Annotated in this window: 18 protein-coding genes; 13 read left to right on the plus strand and 5 right to left on the minus strand. The window is 64.1% G+C overall.

Going from position 1 to position 14,229, the window contains the following annotated elements:
• The first annotated feature begins 77 nt into the window (after positions 1-77).
• The 4 genes from ACZY1I_RS05205 (at position 78) to ACZY1I_RS05220 (ending at position 2,940) form a co-directional block, all read left to right on the plus strand.
• Positions 78-863: a spirocyclase AveC family protein gene (locus ACZY1I_RS05205; protein WP_463753180.1), complete on the plus strand. Its 786-nt coding sequence runs from the start codon at positions 78-80 to the stop codon at positions 861-863.
• Positions 864-1,029: 166 nt separating this feature from the next.
• Positions 1,030-1,518 carry an LppP/LprE family lipoprotein gene (locus tag ACZY1I_RS05210; protein WP_463753181.1) on the plus strand — a complete coding sequence of 163 codons (489 nt, stop codon included), beginning with the start codon at positions 1,030-1,032 and terminating at the stop codon, positions 1,516-1,518.
• A 127-nt stretch (positions 1,519-1,645) separates the two neighbouring features.
• Positions 1,646-2,530 (plus strand): lytic transglycosylase domain-containing protein, encoded by an 885-nt coding sequence (locus ACZY1I_RS05215; RefSeq protein WP_463753521.1) that lies wholly within the window; start codon positions 1,646-1,648, stop codon positions 2,528-2,530.
• A gap of 20 nt (positions 2,531-2,550) precedes the next feature.
• On the plus strand, positions 2,551-2,940 hold the full coding sequence (locus ACZY1I_RS05220; protein ID WP_463753182.1) for a VOC family protein: 390 nt from the start codon (positions 2,551-2,553) through the stop codon (positions 2,938-2,940).
• Positions 2,941-2,943: 3 nt separating this feature from the next.
• Here ACZY1I_RS05220 and ACZY1I_RS05225 read toward each other — a convergent pair whose 3' ends face one another.
• A complete protein-coding gene (locus tag ACZY1I_RS05225; protein WP_463753183.1) occupies positions 2,944-3,168 on the minus strand; it encodes a hypothetical protein in 225 nt (74 codons plus the stop codon).
• 174 nt (positions 3,169-3,342) lie between these two features.
• Between ACZY1I_RS05225 and ACZY1I_RS05230 the strand changes: the two genes are divergently transcribed.
• Entirely contained in the window at positions 3,343-4,245 is a 903-nt protein-coding gene (locus ACZY1I_RS05230; RefSeq protein WP_463753184.1) for an oxygenase MpaB family protein, read from the plus strand.
• 12 nt (positions 4,246-4,257) lie between these two features.
• Positions 4,258-4,509: a hypothetical protein gene (locus tag ACZY1I_RS05235; RefSeq protein ID WP_463753186.1), complete on the plus strand. Its 252-nt coding sequence runs from the start codon at positions 4,258-4,260 to the stop codon at positions 4,507-4,509.
• 159 nt (positions 4,510-4,668) lie between these two features.
• On the opposite strand, the gene ACZY1I_RS05240 is transcribed toward ACZY1I_RS05235, so the two are convergent.
• Entirely contained in the window at positions 4,669-5,151 is a 483-nt protein-coding gene (locus ACZY1I_RS05240; protein WP_463753187.1) for a winged helix-turn-helix transcriptional regulator, read from the minus strand.
• Positions 5,152-5,232: 81 nt separating this feature from the next.
• On the opposite strand from ACZY1I_RS05240, the gene ACZY1I_RS05245 reads away from it, so the two are divergent.
• The 4 genes from ACZY1I_RS05245 (at position 5,233) to ACZY1I_RS05260 (ending at position 8,852) form a co-directional block, all read left to right on the plus strand.
• Positions 5,233-6,363 (plus strand): acyl-CoA dehydrogenase family protein, encoded by a 1,131-nt coding sequence (locus tag ACZY1I_RS05245; RefSeq protein ID WP_463753188.1) that lies wholly within the window; start codon positions 5,233-5,235, stop codon positions 6,361-6,363.
• Entirely contained in the window at positions 6,360-7,331 is a 972-nt protein-coding gene (locus tag ACZY1I_RS05250; protein ID WP_463753189.1) for an LLM class F420-dependent oxidoreductase, read from the plus strand. Before ACZY1I_RS05245 ends, ACZY1I_RS05250 begins: the two co-directional genes overlap by 4 nt.
• Complete coding sequence (locus tag ACZY1I_RS05255) at positions 7,328-8,338, plus strand: NADP-dependent oxidoreductase (RefSeq protein ID WP_463753190.1); 1,011 nt, start codon at positions 7,328-7,330, stop codon at positions 8,336-8,338. Before ACZY1I_RS05250 ends, ACZY1I_RS05255 begins: the two co-directional genes overlap by 4 nt.
• A gap of 67 nt (positions 8,339-8,405) precedes the next feature.
• Positions 8,406-8,852 carry a universal stress protein gene (locus ACZY1I_RS05260; RefSeq protein WP_463753191.1) on the plus strand — a complete coding sequence of 149 codons (447 nt, stop codon included), beginning with the start codon at positions 8,406-8,408 and terminating at the stop codon, positions 8,850-8,852.
• A gap of 4 nt (positions 8,853-8,856) precedes the next feature.
• Here the strand turns inward: ACZY1I_RS05260 and ACZY1I_RS05265 are convergent, their stop codons facing one another.
• The 3 genes from ACZY1I_RS05265 to ACZY1I_RS05275 are packed head-to-tail and all read right to left on the minus strand — an operon-like array spanning position 8,857 to position 12,035.
• On the minus strand, positions 8,857-9,876 hold the full coding sequence (locus ACZY1I_RS05265) for an NAD(P)H-dependent amine dehydrogenase family protein (RefSeq protein ID WP_463753522.1): 1,020 nt from the start codon (positions 9,874-9,876) through the stop codon (positions 8,857-8,859).
• Between the two features lie 44 nt (positions 9,877-9,920).
• Complete coding sequence (locus ACZY1I_RS05270; RefSeq protein WP_463753192.1) at positions 9,921-11,003, minus strand: NAD(P)H-dependent amine dehydrogenase family protein; 1,083 nt, start codon at positions 11,001-11,003, stop codon at positions 9,921-9,923.
• A gap of 12 nt (positions 11,004-11,015) precedes the next feature.
• Positions 11,016-12,035 carry a Rieske 2Fe-2S domain-containing protein gene (locus tag ACZY1I_RS05275; protein WP_463753193.1) on the minus strand — a complete coding sequence of 340 codons (1,020 nt, stop codon included), beginning with the start codon at positions 12,033-12,035 and terminating at the stop codon, positions 11,016-11,018.
• 93 nt (positions 12,036-12,128) lie between these two features.
• Between ACZY1I_RS05275 and ACZY1I_RS05280 the strand changes: the two genes are divergently transcribed.
• The 3 genes from ACZY1I_RS05280 to ACZY1I_RS05290 are packed head-to-tail and all read left to right on the plus strand — an operon-like array spanning position 12,129 to position 14,228.
• A complete protein-coding gene (locus tag ACZY1I_RS05280) occupies positions 12,129-12,761 on the plus strand; it encodes a TetR/AcrR family transcriptional regulator (protein WP_463753194.1) in 633 nt (210 codons plus the stop codon).
• 25 nt (positions 12,762-12,786) lie between these two features.
• Positions 12,787-13,725: an amidohydrolase family protein gene (locus ACZY1I_RS05285; RefSeq protein ID WP_463753195.1), complete on the plus strand. Its 939-nt coding sequence runs from the start codon at positions 12,787-12,789 to the stop codon at positions 13,723-13,725.
• Positions 13,722-14,228 (plus strand): MarR family winged helix-turn-helix transcriptional regulator, encoded by a 507-nt coding sequence (locus ACZY1I_RS05290; RefSeq protein WP_463753196.1) that lies wholly within the window; start codon positions 13,722-13,724, stop codon positions 14,226-14,228. The genes ACZY1I_RS05285 and ACZY1I_RS05290 overlap by 4 nt, the downstream gene beginning before the upstream one ends.
• Position 14,229: the final 1 nt, after the last annotated feature.

The following is a 14,229-nucleotide window of genomic DNA, read 5'->3' on the forward strand; positions in this document are numbered from 1 at the left end:
CTGATCATCCTGATATTCGGGGCGGTCTATTACTTCGATCCCGAGGCGCGCGGTGGTTCGCGAGACGAGCAGCCCCGATGAGCGCTGAGCTGACGCCGCTGCTTACCGGCGCGGTCATCTTCGGCTGGACGAGCGGCATTGCGTTCACTGCGGCGGGTGTCATTCTGAGCGTCCGCCAACGTCGCCTGCACCCGCTCATGCTGCTGTGTATCTCGGCGATTTCGTTCTCGTGGATCGAGGCGCCGTACGACTGGGCGATGTACGCACAGTTCCCGCCAGCGCTGCCCCGGATGCCGTCGTGGTGGCCGCTGAACATGACGTGGGGTGGGCTGCCGTCGTCGGTGCCGGTCGGTTACATCGGCTACTTCGTGCTGCCCGCGGTGATCGGTGCCGCAATCGGGAAACGCCTGAGCGCGCGCTTCGGCTGGCGCAGGCCTTTTACGTTCCTGGGCGTCGGACTGGTCGTCGGCTTCTGCTGGGCTCTCATTTTCAACGCGGGATTCGGCGCCCGACTCGGTGTCTTTTACTACGCCTACGTGATCCCCGGTCTGGGCCTGTTCGAGGGGACCCTGCACCAATATCCGATCTACGACGCGATCGCGATGGGCGTGCAGATGATGGTCTTCACTTACTTGCTCGGCCGGACGGATAGCTTCGGACGCAATGTCATCGAATCATGGGCCGAGACGAGGACCAAGAGTCGAGCGAAGTCGACCGCCCTGTCCATTGGCGCTGTCGTACTGATCGGGAACTTGCTTTACGGCGCGGTCTTTGCGCCCCACCTGATCACAATGCTGGGCGGTTACGTGACTTCGGGATCGGGCGAGCAACTGTTTCCTGGCGTACCGAACCAACCCAAATAGGGTGCAATTCTGTCTGCCGGGGTGGGCGAGCCGCCGATAACAACTCGATAATGGCCTGGATAAGACCTGGATATGAATCCCTGGTTCCACGAAGTGTCGCCGCGGCATTGCGCACTGGGATGCAACACTGCGAACACGCATCCCGGAAACAGGAGGCCGTGCTTCGATGCGAAAACTTGGTTTGGCCGCGCTGGTAGCTATCTTCGGCATGCTGAATCCGGCGGCAATACCTGCCCGGGCCGAACCGACTTGTGGCGTCAACCTCTCCGCACCCGAGATTCAGACAGCGATCAAATCGCTACCGACCCTGCCCGGAAACTCGGCCTGGGACACCAACACCCTCAGCTTCGATTCGAGCAGCAACTTCAATCCCTGCAGCACTCTTTCGACGGTCATCATCACCGTGCTCGGGGCCACCGGAGATTCGCCGGACCTCGCGATGCTCTTCCACAAGGGCGGCTTCGTCGGGGTAGCCACCACGAAGGCGTACGCGTTCACCACTCGTAACGCGGCCAAGTCCACCGACGACACCGTTGCTCTCGACTATAAGGACGATCGCGACGTCTGCGTCGCGTGCCCGGGGCCGATCACCACCGTGCGCTATCAGTGGCAGACGGATCACGCGGTGATGTTGGACAAGCCGCCGGCCTGGTGAAAACGCCCGGCGTACTGAGCTGACGGGCTTGGCCAATCAGGCCGCGGCGGTCAAGATGTAGGGCGGAAACAACCGCGCGGGGCCAATGAAGACGGGCCTGCACACCTGCACCGGGGGCCGAGACACCATGCACTTTCGCGACGAGAATTGGTTGCGTAGAACGAGACGTTGCGGCGCAGCGATTTTCGCCGCAGCAGCCACATTGGGGCTGGTCGTGTCCGCCCCTACTGCTTCCGCGCAACCCGCGCTGGCGTCCGACCCCGCCACCCTGGCCCGCGATTTGGTCGCCGACGAAACGGTCCTGCGTGACCCGTCGTCATCAGAAGCAGCGCTGCAGACCGCTGCACTTCGCGAGCAGGCGGCCTACCGCGCCATCGGGCGTCATCCCGAGTGGGATTCGATCGTGAGACCGGTGATCCCGGCCGCTCTCATCGGGTTCTACAACCTCAACGTCGACGCCCGTCACCACCTGATGGCACTCAACGGCGGCGACGTGAAGGACACCGTGCCTGCGTGGCGCATCGACCCGCCGGCCCCAGGCGACGAGTTGCTCGGTTACTACCGTGCGGCAGAGGCGGCGACCGGCGTCAGTTGGAACTATCTGGCAGCGATCAACATGGTGGAAACCGACTTCGGCCGCATTTCCGGCGTCAGCACCGCCGGCGCGCAGGGACCCATGCAATTCCTGCCGTCGACATTCGCTTCCTACGGCGAAGGGGGTGACATTCGGTCACCGCACGACGCCATCATGGCCGCCGGCCGCATGCTTGCCGCCAACGGTTTCGCCGGCAATCGCGACGGCGCCATCTACAGCTATAACCACTCCAGCCACTACGTCGGTGCGGTCAACGACTACGCCAGCGCGATCGCCGGTGACCCGGCGGCCTTCGCCGACTATCACCGGTGGGATGTCTACTACCTGACCACCGCGGGTGACGTGCTGCTGCCGATCGGATATCAGTCATCCGAACGCATCCCTGTCTCGGCGTACCTGGCCGGCCACCCGCAGTAAGCGGCTAGGGGAGGGATCTCATGCGAATCAATCTGACCAGCGTTATGGTCGACAACCAGACCAAGGCACTGCGGTTCTACACCGAGATCCTCGGCTTCGTGCAGAAGCACGATATTCCGATGGGGGAGCACCGGTGGATCACCGTGGTCGCCCCGGGTGACCGCGACGGCACCGAACTCGTCCTGGAACCAGACGGACACCGCGCGGCCAAGCCGTTCAAAGAGGCCTTGATGGAAGACGGAATCCCATTCACGTCCTTCGTTGTCGACGACGTCCAGACGGAATATGAGCGGCTTCGCCAACTCGGTGTGCGCTTCACCCAACAACCGACCGACATGGGACCGGTGACGACGGCAGTCCTGGATGACACCTGCGGCAACCTGATCCAGATCGCCCACCAGAAGGCCTGACCGTCAGGTCATGCAGACGTTGGAAAACAACAGCACCGGCCACGACACGATCGACCCGAGGAACGAGACCACCAGGTCGGCACCATGCATCTGCTTCAGGTGCTCGGTATGAGTTGACGACCAGAGCAGTCCTACCAGTAAGTACGGAACGCCGAGCATGATTCCCAGGCCGATCAGTTCGGCGATGGTCAGCTTGTAGTCGAGCAGGTCGCGAAGTTTGGTGAGCATCGTTGCACCTAGGGGAGACGTCTTGGCTGCGCTGGTCGAGATTATGTTAATCCGTATTCTTCTAATTCGTTGCCCAATTCCACCGGATTGTGAGAGCCTGATTGAGGCGATTCAATCCTGTTGAGGGGTGGGTTTGAGTGGTCGGCAGCGTTGGCGAAGGTAGGGATGGTGTTAATGACTGTTTCGCATAATCAGTCTGACGAGACTCCCGCGCTGTCCATCGCTGACACGCGTATACATGCCACCCGCCAGACGGCCCGCTGGACCGACGCTCCGGTCGACATCCGAGAAGCGATGGACTTCTGGGCGTTCGCGGCCGGGGCGGCGAATGTGATCATGCAGTTGTCGCGGCCGGGCGTGGGTCACGGCGTCGTGGAATCGAAAGTGGATTCCGGCAACTTGCTGAAGCACCCGTGGAAGCGCGCCCGCACCACGTTTCAATATCTGGCTGTCGCGGTGTTCGGGTCCCAGCAAGACCGCGACGCGTTTCGCACTGCCGTCGACGGCGCGCACCGGCACGTCAAGTCCACCCCGGAAAGTCCGGTGCGGTACAACGCCTTCGACCGAAACCTGCAGCTATGGGTAGCGGCGTGCCTGTTCGTTGGACTCGAAGACACCTATCAGCTACTGCGCGGACCGATGAACGAAGAGCAGGCCGAGCAATTCTACCGGTCGGCCGCGACGTTGGGCACCACCTTGCAGGTGCGCGAGGAGCAATGGCCGCCGACCCGAAAAGCGTTCGACGACTACTGGATTGAAGCGTGCCAGCAGGTGGAGATCGGCGAGGTGGTCGGCGACTATCTGCTCGACCTCATCGATCTTCAGATGATCAACCCGATGCTGCGGTTGCCCTTTCACCGGTTGCTGAAGTTCTTGACCGTCGGGTTTCTGGCACCGGTATTCCGTGAAGCGCTCGGGGTGTCCTGGAGCGACAACAAGCAGCGTCTCTTCGAAATGCTTTTTCTGACAGTGGCTTTCGTCAATCGCTTCCTGCCGCCCTTTGTCCGGCAGGGCGGCACTCATCTGCTCCTCGCCGATGTCCGCCGCAGGGTGCGACGAGGCCGTCCGCTGATCTGAGGAATGGCCTCGATGGACCGGGTCCGGCGCGCGCTGAGCTATCAGGTCAGCGTCGCAGCGCTGATCGAGGTGGCGCTGTGGCTGGCGATTCCCTACCTGTCGATTGGCCTGGTGTGGGCTTCCCTGCATCCCGTACAGGTCGCCCAGATCGAGCCGCGGTTGGCGAAAGTGATGCCCGCCGGCGCGGATGTCGCTGCGTTCGGGTTGATGGCAGCGTTGTGGCCCGCCTCGATACAGATCGCCGAGGCCTGCCCGGCCAGGTGATATCCGTTGCCTCAAGCGGGCGGCGGCGTGCCGTTGTTGCCCTTCGCGCCAGGAGCGCCACCGGACGCACCCGCGCCGTCCTTACCGCCGTAGCCGCCCTGGGGGTTGCTACCGGTGCCGTTACCGCCATTCCCGCCGGCGCCGCCGTTGAGGCCGTGCTCAGTCCTCGGTGTTGAGGCGCTGGCGCACGAAACCTGGCCCCGCCTCTGGCGTCACATTTCGGGCGGTGATCTCCTCGCCGCAGTGGGTGCAAGCCAGATGGGCATCGGCGATCTCGCCACAAGCGTTGTGCCGCAGAATAATCGGTGGCCCATTGGGATTCGGCAAATGCTCGTCGCCCCACCGCATCAGGACGACAATCGCGCCGAACAGATCGTGGCCCGCGTCGGTGAGGCGGTATTCGTGGCGCTCCGGTTCCTGCGAGTAAGGCACCCGGTCAAGCAGGCCTGCCTCGACCAACATCCGCAGTCGAGAAGACAGCGTCGGTCGAGGAATGTTGAGGTTGCGCGCCAGCTGGCCGAAGCGCTGCACGCCAAAGAACGCTTCGCGGAGGATGAGTAGCGTCCAGCGCTCGCCGACCAGCTCGAGTGCGCGGCCAACGGACTCGCCTTCGAACCGGTGCGACAGATCAGGGGTCGCCATAGTTCAGTCACTGTACCCGGTTCAATAACTGAACCACAGGTGGTAACTTAATTGAACCGTCACCGCAATCAGGAGTCGCTGATGAATCAGCCCGACATCGAGATCGAGGCCACCGCCGAAAAGATCGCACTCGCGGCCCGCGAGATGTCGGCGGAGATCGACCGTGAGCGCAGGCTTCCACCCGAGTTGGTGGCCCGGCTGAACGATGCCGGCCTGCTGCGCGCGACCATGCCGCGCGAGGTTGACGCGCTGGAGCTGGCACCGGGCGCGGCCTTGCGGTGCGCCGAAGCGATCGCCCGTGGCGACGCGGCGGCTGGATGGTGCGTGTCGATCGCGATCACCAGCGCGCTGCTGGTCGCCTACCTACCGCCGTCCGCACGCGAAGAGATGTTCGGCGGCGGGCGGGGTGTCGCCGCCGGGGTGTGGGCGCCGCGCGGTGTCGCGAAGTCGGTCGACGGCGGTGTGGTGGTGTCTGGGAGATGGCCCTTCTGCAGCGGAATCACGCACGCCGACATGCTGTTTGCCGGCTGCTTCGTCGACGGCCTGAGAGTGCCGTCGGTCGTCGCACTGCCCAAGGCTGACCTGCAGGTCCTCGACAACTGGCACACCTTGGGCCTGCGCGGCACCGGAAGCCACGACACCGTCGCCGACGAGGTGTTCGTACCCGCCGATCGTGTCTTCTCGGTGTTCGGTGGCCCGGTGCTGGATCGGCCGCTGTATCGCTTCCCGGTGTTCGGGTTCTTCGCGCTGTGTATAGGCGCGGCCACCCTGGGCAATGCCCGTGGCGCAATCGACGATTTCGCCGAATTGGCCGGCGGCAAGCGAGGTCTCGGTGCGACGCGCACCCTCGCGGAACGTTCGGCCACCCAGGCGGCGGTGGCAACGGCGGAGTCGGAGCTCAGTGCCGCCCGCGCGCTGTACTACCAGTCGATCGAGGAGGCGTGGCGGGCGAGCCACGAGCCCGAACAGGTGCCGGTCGAAATGCGCAACCGGCTACGACTGGCGGCGACCCATGCTGCGCGGACCTCCGCCGACGTGGTGCGCACCGTGTACGACTTGGCCGGTGGCAGTGCCATTTACGACAGCTCCCCGCTGCAGAAGCGGTTCCGTGATGCGTTCACTGCGACCGCACATTTCCAGGTCAACGAGGCATCCCGGGAGTTGTCCGGTCGCATCCTGCTCGACCAGGCCGCCGACGTGTCGATGCTGTGAGCGACATCGAAGTCGTCCTGCCGTTCTGGCTCGACCGGCCGGACCTCGAAGCGGTGGATGTGGCGTCGGCGGCGGCCGAGTCCGGGTTCGCCGCTCTCTGGATCGGTGAGATGGCCACTTACGACGCATTCGCGCTGGCGACCGCGATCGGCCTCCGTGCACCGGCGCTGACACTCAAGATCGGGCCGTTGGCCGTCGGCGTTCGTGGCCCGGTGACGCTGGCACTGGGGGTGAGTTCGGTTGCCTCCCTGACCGGCAACCGGGTTGATATCGCATTGGGAGCGTCCAGTCCGTTCATCGTCACCGGTTGGCACAACCGTGAATGGGCACATCACGCGGCACTGATGCGGGAGACGATCGAATGTCTGCGGCCGATGCTGGGCGGCGCCCGCGCCGACTACTCGGGACGACAGGTCAGCAGCCACGGGTTCCGGCTGCGCAGCCCGAGCGGGGAAACGCGAATTGCGTTGGGAGCGTTCGGCCCTCAGATGATCCGGCTGGCCGCGCAGCTTGCCGACGAGGTGGTGCTCAACCTCGCTTCGACGGCGCGGGTCCGCGACGTTCGCGCCGCACTCGACGCGGCCGCCGCCGCCGCCGGCCGCCCTACGCCCCGCCTCACGGTCTGGGTGCCCATCGCCCTGAACCCCGGCGACGCCGCGCACGGCCAATTGGCGGCACAGCTCGCGGTGTATCTCGCTCCACCCGGATACGGCGAGATGTTCAGTGGACTGGGGTTCGATGACCTGGTCCGCCAAGCGCGCGGCGGCGCAACCAGGCGAGACCTGGCCGGCGCAATCCCGGTGGAGTTAATCGGCCAAGTCGGTGCCCTGGGTTCCGCCGATCGGATAGCCGCACGGCTGCGCGCCTACCACGAGGCCGGCGCCGACTGCGTCGCCGTGGTGCCCAGTACCGCCGAGGACCCGGGAGCCCGGGCAACTCTGGCCGCACTTCAACAGGAGGAATCGTGACGTACACCAATACCACTTGTCGCCTGTCCAGCCGCCCCGTCGGCCTGCCGAAGGTGTCCGATTGGCAGATCACCGAGGAACCCGCCGGCAGCCCGGACGACGGCGAATTCCTGGTGCAGGTCGAGTATCTATCGGTCGATCCGGCGATGCGGACCTGGATGAATGCCGGCCGATCCTATGTGCCGCCGGTCGAGATCGGCGAGGTGATGCGGGCGGGCGGCATCGGCCGGGTAATCGATTCGCGCCATTCGGGATTCGCGGTCGGCGACGAGGTATACGGCACCTTCGGCGTGCAGCGGTACGCGGTGTCCGACGGGCGCGACGTGACGCCGGTGGACACCAAACTCGCCCCGGCACCGGTGCATCTGGGCGCCCTCGGCATCAGCGGGCTGACCGCCTACTTCGGGCTTCTCGACGTCGGGCTCCCAAAGCCGGGCCAGACCGTAGTCGTCTCCGGCGCCGCCGGATCGGTGGGCAGCATCGTCGGCCAGATCGCGCGGATACAGGGGTGCCGCGCGGTCGGCATTGCCGGTGGTGCGGACAAGTGCCGCTGGCTGGTCGACGAACTCGGCTTCGACGCCGCCATCGACTACAAGGCCGGCGATCTCCGTAAGCAGCTGAAGACGCACGCCCCCAACGGTATTGACGTGTTCTTCGACAACGTCGGGGGAGCGACGCTGGAAGCCGCACTGTCCCGCCTGGCCCGGGGTGCGCGCGTCGTCATCTGCGGGGCCATCTCGCAGTACAACGCAGACAGCGAGCTGCGTGGTCCGGCCAACTACATGCAGCTACTGGTCGCACGGGCGTCCATGTCCGGCTTCGTGATCTTCGACTACGCCGACCGGTACGGCGAAGGCGTTGCACAGCTTGCGGATTGGCTGCGCAACGGCGAACTGCACTCACGGGAGCAGGTCGTCACCGGCAGCGTCGGCGACTTCCCTGAAGTCCTGTTGTCGCTGTTCCGCGGCGACAACACCGGCAAATTGGTCCTCGCGCTGGGGTCATAGCAAACTGATTTGTTTCGATCTTGCTACGACGGGATAGATAACTCCTGGGCAACTCCAGGAGGAATCGATGGGCAAATACAACGTCGTAGTGGTGGGTACCGATGGATCGGACACGTCTTTTCGCGCGGTCGATCGCGCTGCGAAAATCGCGGCCGAATCGGGAGCAAGACTCGTCGTGGCCTCAGCGTTCCTAGGTGAAGAGCGAGGCGGAACTGATCCCGATCAGCATCGCGACGAAAAGTACCGGACCGAGGGCGCTGCGCCCGTCTACGATTTGCTGCGCGACGCTGCATCCCGGGCACGGAATGCCGGCGCGGACGAGGTCGAGGAGCGCGCCGTGGAAGGGGCCCCGGTGGAGGCACTGGTGCAATTGGCCGATGAGGTCAAGGCCGATTTGCTGGTGGTAGGCAACGTCGGCACCAACTCGATCGTCGGGAAGGTGCTGGGTTCGGTACCCCGGGCGGTCTCGAAGAAGGCCAACACCGAGGTGCTGGTCGTCGAAACCGACAACTGAATGCTCAGCGGCGGCGAAAGCCGTTGCAATTACGGATCAATGGCAGCGCGGCGCTGGTGACAAATCCGGCGGGCGCGTCGCAGACGGCGGGCACCGCGTTGAGTACCTGCATCGCGGTGGCGACATTGGCCGACCGAACGTGCTCTTCCATCGAGGCCGCCCGGGTGAAGCTGGCCAGGCTGAAGAAGTGAGCGCGCATCGACGGATCGCCTTCGATCGTCAAGGTCCAACCGTGCTCGGGTCGTGGCCAGTGCTTGGGGTACTCGCCGCCCACGGTCCACAGTGCTTCGATTTGGACCAGCGTTGCGCGGTCCCGATTCCCGCTCCACGTCCACCGTTGGCCGGCGGTGGTTCCGGCCGATAGAACACGGTCGAAGATCTGGTGGTCGGCCTCGGCCGGCACGGCTTCCACCGTTGCGACGACCTCGTCGATGTCGGCGCCCAACTCATCGGCGATGAACCAGACCTGCTCCTCGAACAGTGCGCTGGTAAAGGCCAGAAATTCGTTGGCGGTGGGGCTGACGTCTTCGACCGGCTGCCCAAAGGCCATGTTGTCGAACGTGATTGACGTGCTCTCGTACACCGACCAGTCGGCGCGCTCCTGCAAGGTGACGCTGTCGATGGTGCGACTCATTCCGGACAGGGCCAGCGGCAAGACCCCGGACAGGTTGCCGGGATTCAGGCCGCTGCCGTGCACGGAGGTGTTGCCGCTCTGACATGCCCGCGCCACCCGGTCGGAATCCTCGGATGCGATGCGTCGTGGATGAAACAAGAATGCGGTGGTGGCAACGTTCTTGCCGCTGGCCAAGATTGCACACACGTCGTCGATGCTCGCGTTACGCGGCGTGTAGAGCACGCAATCGGCGTCAAGGGCGAGAATCGTGTCGACGTCGGTGCTGGCGACGACTCCGATTGGGTCCCGGCCAACCAGGGAGCCGACGTCGGCGCCGTTCTTGTCGTCGGAGTACACCCGCGCGCCAACGATTTTCAGATCGGGTCGGTGGTCGAGGATCGTGGTGAGCATCTCGCGCCCGATGGCGCCGGTGCCCCACCCGATGACGCGATAGCTCAACGGTTCTCGATCTTGAACCGGCCTGCGAAAGCGCGCAGTGGCAGTTCGGCACTGGTGACCAGACCCGGTGCGGCGGCGACCACCGACGCGATGGAGTTGAGGGCGGGCAATCCGGTTACCGTCATGCCGATGGACGCGAAGTTAGCGGGGTTCGACAGATCAACGCCCTTCTTCGGGAAGATCATGTGCTTGTTGTAGATGCACGGGTCGCCTTTGATCTGAGTGATGTAGCAGCCCTTGATATCCCAGCTGGGATCGGTGTGCGGTGTCATCTGCCACTCCAGATGTGTTTCCACCCGGGGGACGCCGTTCACCATGCCCTGATACTTGATGTAGTTGCCACCCAGCGAACCCTTGGGCAGGGTGTACCAGCCGAGGTCGACATCCTTGGTGCAGGCGCCCAATTCGTAGTCGAACTTCACTTCGTCGAGTTCGATGTCGAAGCAGTCGGCCATCATCAGCACGCTGTCGGCGAAGACGCGGGTGTACTTCTCCAACTTCGACGGGATCGACGGGTCGTCCACCGGCAGGCCGTAGCCGACCTCGATCCAGGTTTCCTTGGAGTGGTGGCAGGACACGTCGACGGATTCGATGGTGGTCACGTTCTCGATCTCGGCGACGTCGGCCGAGCACACCACACCCAGGATCTGGTTGACGCCAGGGTTCATCCCGGTTCCGTAGAACGTCGATCCGCCCTTCTCGCAGGCTTCGGCCAGCAGTTGGGTGACCGGCTTGCCGGAGTGGTGCGGGTGGTTGCGGTCGCGGTGCCACCCGGTGATCCAGTCGGCGGTGGTGACGATATTGATTCCGGCTTCAAGGACTTTCACGTAGAGGTCTTCGTCGGGGAAGACGCCGTGGAAGGTCAGCACATCGGGCTTGGCGGCGATGATCTCCTCGATGCTGCCGGTCGCCCGTACGCCATTGGGGGCCTGGTCGACGAGTTCGCCGACATCCTTTCCGATCTTGTCCTGCGAATAGCAATGCACGCCAATGAGTTCGAGGTCGGGGTGGGTGGCGATGCGCTTGATCATCTCGGAACCGACGTTGCCGGTAGCGACCTGGAACACCTTAATCGTCATGAAATGGCCCTTTCAGGAACCGGACTTGGCTAATTCGGCGGCACTGCCGCCCTTGCCGTCGGGATAGAACTTGGTGGCCCACTTGCGAATTGCGGTGAAACCTTCGTACTCTGCGGTCGCGAGAGCGGGCGGGTCGGAATAGCGCTGGTGTGACCAGATGTGCACGTCTTGGGTGAACTGCCGGATGATTTCTTCGCCGAATCTGCGCGCGTTCGACGCCGCGCGGTCGTCGTCGCGACCCGGAGTTCGGCCGATGTAGGCCATGAAACGCACATCAGACGTGCGTTCGTCGACCGGGGTGATCGCCGAGATGGTGCGGTTGTCCACCATCCCCCAACTTCTGGTGACCGCGACACCGAGTCCGCCGTTGATGGCCTCGACACCGCTTTTGACATCCTCAATGCTCTGTTGATCGTCGCCTTCGAAGGTGATGGTGAAGTCCACGTAGGACACCGGTTCGTCGAAGTCGTGCCGGGTGAAGATCGGCACGATCGGCGTCTCATGGACGTACTTGAAGTGGGCGAAATCCACCCCGTTCTCCAGCACATACTGCGGATGTAACTCCAAGTCCTGGCGGAACAGTCGCTGCTGCGGGTAGTAGTCGGCCGGACTGCGCTCGTCGTCGAAGTCGGCGAAAATGTCAGGTGCCTCGAAAAACGGCGCGCGGCCCTCGATGTCGTGCCAGATGTAGACCGACTCATTGCGCTCCACCGTCGGATACGTGCGCACCCGGCGCCCCCGGTTAGGCCGGTCCTGGTAAGGGATGCACACGTTGCGCCCCTCCTGGCTCCACTGCCAACCGTGGAAGGGGCACTGCAACACCTCGCCGAGGACTTTGCCGCCGTAGCCGAGGTGGGCGCCAAGATGCTCGCAGTAAGCGTTCATCACGGTGAGTTGGCCGGACTCGGCACGCCAGGCGATCATCTCCTGATCGAAGTACTTCATCGGGTGGACGTCGCCGATGCCGATCTCGTCGGACCACGCGACCTGGAACCATCCGGTCGGCTTCATCGACAATGGCGGCTTGGCCATACAAGCGGTCCTCTCGCAGTAGATCATCAACGACTCTATGAAGAAGTCATAAAGGTGTCAATGAAACATCTGATTTCGCGTTAGGATGCGGAGATGGCAGTCGCGGACAGTGCGGGTCGCAGGTCCAACAAGCGAGGGTTGGCAACTCGCGAGGCCATGCTGCAAGCGGCCGTCACCGCACTCGCATCTGGCGACCCCGGGGCGGTTTCGGCGAACCGCATTGCCAAACAGATCGGCGTCACCTGGGGCACCGTGCAGTACCAGTTCGGCGACGCCGACGGGTTCTGGGCGGCAGTGCTCCATCACACCGCAGAACGGCGGGCGCACGTGTTCGCCAACCCCGATACCGGATCGTCGTTGCAGTCGCGGGTGTCGGCGATCATCGACACCCTCTACAACGGGCTGACCGCGCCCGATTCCCGGGCGATCGAGAATCTGCGTGCGGCGCTGCCACGCGAGCCCAGTGAACTCGATCGTTTGTACCCGCGCACGGCGGCCGAACTGCGGTCGTGGGGCCAGGGTTGGCACGCGACCTGCCAGAAGGCGTTTGCGGACCTGCAGGTAGATCCGCGCCGCGTCCACGAGGTCGCCTCGTTCATTCCCGGGGCGATGCGCGGACTCGTCTCGGAACGACAGTTGGGCAGTTACGACGATCTCGACGAAGCGCGCCGTGGGCTGACGAGCGCGATCGTGGCGTATCTGGGGGAGTCCGCCGCAAGCGCGTGAGCGCACGCCTGCAAAGGTTTTGACCGTGTGCAACCAACACCAGGTCCCGCCGGCCGGCGGCCGCGAAGCGGAACATGCGGCGGAGGTGGCGGCCGTCCGTAGCCTGCTCTACGACGTGGGGCTGACGTCGCTCATCGACGTGCACACTCATTTCATGCCCAAGCGGGTGCTGGACAAGGTGTGGGCTTACTTCGACCGGATCGAGTCGTTGACGGGCCGCGAGTGGCATATCGCGTACCGGTTCGACGAGCCGGAACGGGTGACGCGACTGCGGGAGTTTGGGGCCAGGGCGTTCACATCGCTGGTCTATCCGCACAAACCGGAGATGGCCGAATGGCTCAATGCGTGGTCGTCCCAGTTTGCCGCGGACACTCCCGATTGCCTGCATACCGCCACCTTCTACCCGGAGTCGGCCGCGGCCGGCTACGTGAGCAGTGCGATCGCCGACGGGGCCGAGGTATTCAAGGCGCACATACAGGTTGGTGACTATTCGCCGCTGGACCCCCTGCTGGAGCCGGTGTGGACGGTGTTGGAGGAGGCGCAGGTGCCCACCGTGATTCACGCCGGTTCTGGTCCGGTGCCCGGCGGTTTCACCGGGCCGCAACCGGTGGCTGAGGTGCTGCGCCGGCATCCGTCGTTGAAGCTGATCATCGCTCACATGGGCATGCCCGAGTACGCCGAGTTCATGGACCTGGCCCGCCGGTATCCCGGGGTCTATCTCGATACGACGATGGTGTTCACCGACTTCACCGAGCAATCCCAGCCGTTCCCGCCAGACGCGCTCCACGGGCTGAAAGAGCTGTCCGAGAAAGTCTTGTTCGGCAGCGATTATCCCAACATTCCTTATCCCTACCACCACGCGGTCGAGTCCATCATCGGCCTCGGCCTGGGGGCGCAGTGGAGCCGGAAAGTGTTGTATGACAATGCTTTCAACATCTTCCCCGGGATAAGTGGTCGCACGTGAACGCCGACGATCGGCTCGACCCGTCGCAGCAGCAGGCGTGGTTGAGCTACATGCGCGTCTACCACCGCATGGAATACGAAATGAATCGTCAGCTGCAGGCCGATTGTGGGATGTCGCTGGGCGACTACACGGTGATGAACGCGTTGACGAATGCGCCGCGGCGCCGCGCGCAGCTCACCAGTCTGGCGACCACGATCGGCTGGGAACGCAGCCGGCTTTCACACCATCTGCAACGGATGAGCGGCCGCGGTTTGATCGACCGGGTGCCGTCGGAAATCGACGGCCGGGCCACCGACGCTGTTCTCACCGACGCAGGGTTGCGGGCGTTCCGGGTGGCGGCGCCCCTGCACGCGGCGTGGGTGAAGCGACTGTTCTTCTCCGAGTTGAAGAATCATCAGGTGACGGGCCTGGCCGAGGTGCTGAGCGAGGTGTACGAAACGATTCTGCGCAATGGGACGCTTCCCCGCCCCGACATCGAGGTGCGGGCCAGCGCGCGGCCCTAGC

This window comes from Mycobacterium sp. IDUB_37 (assembly GCF_055419245.1).